Genomic DNA, 4,960 nt, shown 5'->3' with positions numbered 1-4,960 from the left:
CATCGTCATCACGATCACCTCCCCCCGAATGTGCCACACCCGCGTCACAGCCGCGTGACGCGAGGGGGGGGGCCCCGGGTGGCGGGGGGGGCCCCCGCGGGGGAGAGGGCGGGGGGGGGGGCCCCCCCGGCCCCCCCCCGCCCGGTGGCGCGCACGTAGAGTTCAGCATTCCGGCGTGACGCCACCGGGGCGGGCGGGTCGTGCCGGCCAGCAGCCACACACAGGGGGCGGTCGCATGATCGAGGTGGACGCCGAGGTGCCGGCGCGGGTGGACGGCCGCTCGGCGCGGGCCGAGCGGACCCGCGCCGCCATCGTCGAGGCGCACCTGGCGCTCATCGACGAGGGCGACCTGCGGCCCACCGGGGAGCGGATCGCCGAGCGGGCCGGGGTGTCCCTGCGCACCCTGTGGACCAACTTCAAGGACATGGAGACCCTGTTCGCCGCGACCGGGCTGCGGGTCGGCGAGCGGCTGGACGCGCTCTGGCAGCCGATCCCGCCCGAGCTGCCGCTCACCCGCCGGATCGCGGAGTTCTGCGACCAGCGGGCCGAGATGCTGGAGGTGCTGGCGCCCTCGGCGCGCGCCTCGGCGCTGCGCGAGCCGTTCTCGCCGCAGCTGCGGCGCAACCGTGAGGGGGCCATCGCCCGGGTCCGCCACGAGATCGAGCAGGCCTTCGACCCCGAGCTGGCGCACGCGGGGGAGGGGCGCGAGCAGTTGCTGGACGCGCTGACCGTGGCCTGCACCTGGGCGGCCTGGGCCATGATGCGCGACGCCATGGGCCTCGACGTGGCGGCGGCCCGGGCCACCCTGGCCCGCACCATCGGCGCGCTGCTGGTCGACGCCATCGCCGCCGGCCTGCGCTGACCCGACCTTCCGGACCGCTGCCGGATCGCCGGCCGACCCTGACCCGCCGGGTCTCGCTCAGTCCTCGCGCAGCCGGCGCAGGATCCGGGTCAGCTCGTCCCGGTCGGCCGGGTCGAGGGCGCCGAAGAACCGTTCCGCCTCGGCGGCCCGGGCGCCCCGGATGGCCTCGCCGACCCGTTCGCCCTCCCCGGTGAGCGCGACCAGGGTGGCTCGCCGGTCGACCGGATCGGGCCGGCGCTCGACCAGCCCGCGCTCGGCCAGGCCGTCGACCACCTCGGTGGCGGAGCGGGGCGCGATGCGCAGGTGCTCGGCGAGCGCGCTGAGCCGGAGGGCGCCGTGCCGCATGAGCACGGCGAGCGCCCGGGCGTGCCCCGGGTTGATCTCCCAGGGTTCGAGGGTGCGCTTGGACTGGTGGCGCAGCCGCCGGGCCACCGCCCAGAACGTCTCGGCCAGGCTCTCCTCATCGTCGCTGCCGGTCACCGGAATACGGTAGCAGCACATAGTGTTGCTACCTCATGATGAGGCAACCTCAGCAATGTCCCCCCGACGAGAGAGAGCACCCCTTGGACGGATTCCGTGACGGCCGCGGTGGCGGCCGAACCTCCGTGACCCCCGCAGAGAAGACGCAGGCCCGCCAGGTGTCGCTGCGCCGGATCGGCGGCCTCTTCACCGCCCACCGCGGCCCGCTCGCCGCCGTGGTGGCGATCATCGTGGCGTCGTCCGTGATCGCGATGGCGTCGCCGTTCCTGCTGCGTACCGTGATCGACCGGGCCCTCCCGGAGCGCGACCTGACCCTGCTGGCCTGGCTGGTCGCGGGCATGGTCGGGGTGGCCGCGGTGACCGCCGTGCTCGGCGTGGCGCAGACCTGGATCTCCACCCGGGTCGGGCAGGAGGTCATGCACCGGCTGCGCACCGACGTCTTCACCCACCTCCAGCGCCAGTCGATCGGCTTCTTCGTCCGCACCCGCACCGGCGAGGTGCAGTCGCGGATCACCAACGACATCGGCGGCATGCAGGCTGTGGTCACCTCCACCGCCACCTCGATCGCCGCCAACCTCACCACCGTGCTCGCCACGGTGATCGCCATGGTGGCGCTGAGCTGGCGGCTCACCCTCGTCTCGGTGGTCGTGCTGCCGCCCGCCATCTGGCTGACCCGGCGGGTGGCCCGGCTGCGCCGGGAGATCACCGCCCGCCGCCAGCGCGAGCTGGCCGACCTCAACGTCACCATCGAGGAGGGGCTGTCGATCAGCGGCGTGCAGCTCGCCAAGACCCTCGGCGCCGGCGCGACCCTGGTCGACCGGTTCACCGCCTCCTCGGCCCGCCTGGTCGACCTGGAACTCCGCTCGGAGTTGGCCGGCCGCTGGCGCATGGCCTCGATGACGGTGATCTTCGCGGCCATCCCGGCCGTCATCTACCTCGGCGCCGGCCTGCCCGGCACCGCCGGCACGCTCACCATCGGCACCCTGGTCGCCTTCACGGCCCTCCAGGGCAACCTGTTCCGGCCACTCATGGGCCTGCTCAACGTCGGCGTCTCGCTGACCGCGTCGATGGCGCTGTTCGCCCGGATCTTCGAATACCTGGACCTGCCCGTCGAGGTGGCCAACCCGGCGCGGCCGGTGCCCCTCGATCCGGCCCGGGTCCGCGGCCACCTGCGCTTCTCCGACGTCACCTTCAGCTACCCGGGCAGCGACACCGCCGCCGTCGCCGGCGTCAACCTGGATGTCCCGGCCGGCACCAGCCTGGCGCTCGTGGGCGAGACCGGCTCAGGCAAGAGCACCCTCGCCGCGCTGATCAGCCGGCTGCACGACCCCGACGCCGGCCGGATCACCATCGACGGCGTCGACCTGCGCGACGTGCGCCTGGCCGACCTGGCCGCCGTCGTGGGCGTGGTCAGCCAGGAGACCTACCTGCTGCACGCCACCGTGCGGGAGAACCTCCGGTACGCGAAGCCGGACGCCACCGACGCCGACATCGAGGCCGCCGCCCGCGCCGCGCAGATCCACGACCTGATCGCCGCGCTGCCCGACGGGTACGACACGGTGGTCGGCTCCCGCGGCCACCGGTTCTCCGGCGGCGAGAAGCAGCGCCTGGCCATCGCCCGCACGCTGCTGCGCGACCCGCGGATCCTGGTGCTGGACGAGGCGACCAGCGCGCTGGATACCGAGACCGAGCGCGCCGTGCAGCGGGCCTTCGACGAGCTGGCCCGGGGACGCACCGTGGTCACCATCGCGCACCGCCTGTCCACCGTCCGCGACGCCGACCAGATCGCCGTGCTCGACCACGGGCGGATCGTCGAGTCCGGCACCCACGACAGCCTGCTCGACCACGCCGGCCGGTACGCGGCCCTCGCCGCCTGAGCGGGCGGCGCGTGGCGGCCCTTCTGGTCAGCCGGTGAGCTTGAGGCGGGACGCCAGGTCCAGGGCGGCGCGGATCGGGTCGCCCGCCCAGCGGCTGGCGAACACGTCGTGCAGCCGCCAGCCGGCCCGGGTCAGCGTGCGCTGCCGTTCCAGGTGCGCGGCGACACCGTCCGGGTGCACCGCGCAGACCACCCCGACCGCGTCCTCGCCGGCTCCCACGCAGAGGTCGAGCCGCCACCGGCCCACCGGATAGCCGGGCCGCACCGGCAGGTCGAGCCGGCGCAGCTCCTCCGCCAGGTCGGCGGTCCAGCCCGTCACCGCCTCCGCGTCCGGTGCGACCGGCGGCCGGCCCGCGTAGGCCAGGTAGTCGCCCACCAGGCCCTCGGGCGACCGCAGGGAGGTGACCACGGCCAGTCGCGCGCGGGCCCGGGTGACCAGCACGTTGAACAGGTTGGGCTCGGCCACGAACCGGTGCCGCGACGGCGGGTCGTCGTCCACCAGCCCCAGGGAGGCGATCACCACGTCCGCCTCGCTGCCCTGGAACGCGTGCACGGTGCCCGAGCGCAGGCCGAGGCGCTCGATCTCGTCGACGTCGAACGCGGCCAGCAGTGCGGCCTCCAGCGCGTCCGCCTGCGCCCGGAACGGGCTGACCACCGCGATCCCGCCCGCCGGCGCGTCTTCGGCGAGCCGCCGCACGAGGTCGAGGGCGGCGGTGACCTCGGCCTCGTTGACACCGTCGACCACGGTCGACCCGGCAACGGTGAGCACGTCGATGACGTCGGCGCGTTCGTTGCGCGGATGCCGGGTCACCAGTTCCAGCCGGTCACCGTAGAACCGGCGCGCGGAGAACTGGATCAGGTGCGGGACGGACCGGTGGTGCTCGCCGAGCCAGGTGACCGGGGCGGCGCCGGCCGCCACGTCGAAGGCGCTCGACCGGCGCACGTCGAGCCGGTCGCCGAACCGGTCCAGACCGTGCCGGTGCAGCGTGGCGGCCACGTCCACGTCGGCCACGAACGACACGAACCGGAGCTGCCGAGGGTCGCCGGCCACCAGCGCGCGCCGCGCCCGGGCCAGCACCGGCGCGGCCCGCAGCTGGTCGATGTGCGCGGCCTCGTCGAGCACCACCAGGTCGAACATCCCGGCCACCGGCGGCAGCAGGTCCTCGACGTCGGTGACCGTACCCACCCACAGCGGCAGCGCCCGCACCAGCGCCTCGGCGTCCAGCCCGGCGAGCAGCTCGCGGCGGCGGTTCCGGCCGGCCCGCAGCGCCGCGCCGAGGCCGCTGGTGGCGCGCCGCGCCGCACCGGTCCACCGCCGGGCACTGGCCGCCCGGTGGCGCATCGCCGTGCCGACGGCGTCGGCCAGCGCGGCGTCCGCCTCCGCCAGGCTGCGCCAGGCGGCCGCCAAATCGGTGCCTCCCGTGGCGGCCAGCCGGGCCGCCGCCCGTACCGCGCCCGCCGCCTCCACGGCCGCCCGCACCCGCTCCACCGGCACGTCGCCGCCCGCGAGCCGCCGCAGCCGTTGCCCGGCGCGGGCCCGCCGCCAGCGCCGCCACCAGCCGTCGCCGGCCCGGGTGGCGTCGGCCAGCGCGGACCGGACCGCGGCCAGGTCGGTGTCCGGGTCGAACACGCCCGGGGCGTCCCGGCTCAGGGCCGGCAGCAGGGGCTGCCAGCCGGGTCGGGAGGCCGTCCGCCAGGTCCTCGCGGGGCGGTCGCTGCGGGCGATCGTCGCCGGACTGGAC

General features: G+C 75.7%; 4 protein-coding genes. 2 read left to right on the top strand and 2 right to left on the bottom strand.

Translation table 11 applies throughout. The features are described from left to right. Positions 1-235 precede the first annotated feature (235 nt). Positions 236-862 (top strand): TetR/AcrR family transcriptional regulator, encoded by a 627-nt coding sequence (locus ABZV78_RS31330; protein ID WP_355644409.1) that lies wholly within the window; start codon positions 236-238, stop codon positions 860-862. A 57-nt stretch (positions 863-919) separates the two neighbouring features. On the opposite strand, the gene ABZV78_RS31325 is transcribed toward ABZV78_RS31330, so the two are convergent. Then, positions 920-1,342 carry a MarR family transcriptional regulator gene (locus tag ABZV78_RS31325; protein ID WP_091258981.1) on the bottom strand — a complete coding sequence of 141 codons (423 nt, stop codon included), beginning with the start codon at positions 1,340-1,342 and terminating at the stop codon, positions 920-922. A gap of 125 nt (positions 1,343-1,467) precedes the next feature. On the opposite strand from ABZV78_RS31325, the gene ABZV78_RS31320 reads away from it, so the two are divergent. Further along, on the top strand, positions 1,468-3,219 hold the full coding sequence (locus ABZV78_RS31320) for an ABC transporter ATP-binding protein (protein WP_355644407.1): 1,752 nt from the start codon (positions 1,468-1,470) through the stop codon (positions 3,217-3,219). Positions 3,220-3,246: 27 nt separating this feature from the next. Here the strand turns inward: ABZV78_RS31320 and ABZV78_RS31315 are convergent. Then, a partial coding sequence (locus ABZV78_RS31315; RefSeq protein ID WP_355644405.1) for an AAA domain-containing protein occupies positions 3,247-4,960 on the bottom strand: 1,714 nt, incomplete at its 5' end.

The sequence above is a fragment of the Micromonospora sp. NPDC004540 genome, assembly GCF_040610095.1.
In the GTDB taxonomy this organism is placed as follows: domain Bacteria; phylum Actinomycetota; class Actinomycetes; order Mycobacteriales; family Micromonosporaceae; genus Micromonospora.
Note: the sequence above shows the minus strand (reverse complement) of the source record. Positions and strands in the feature narration are given on the sequence as shown.

What these genes read in the sequence shown, in the direction of transcription:
- ABZV78_RS31330 (WP_355644409.1), top strand. Translation starts at nt 236, where the DNA reads ATGATCGAGGTGGACGCCGAGGTGCCGGCGCGGGTGGACGGCCGCTCG.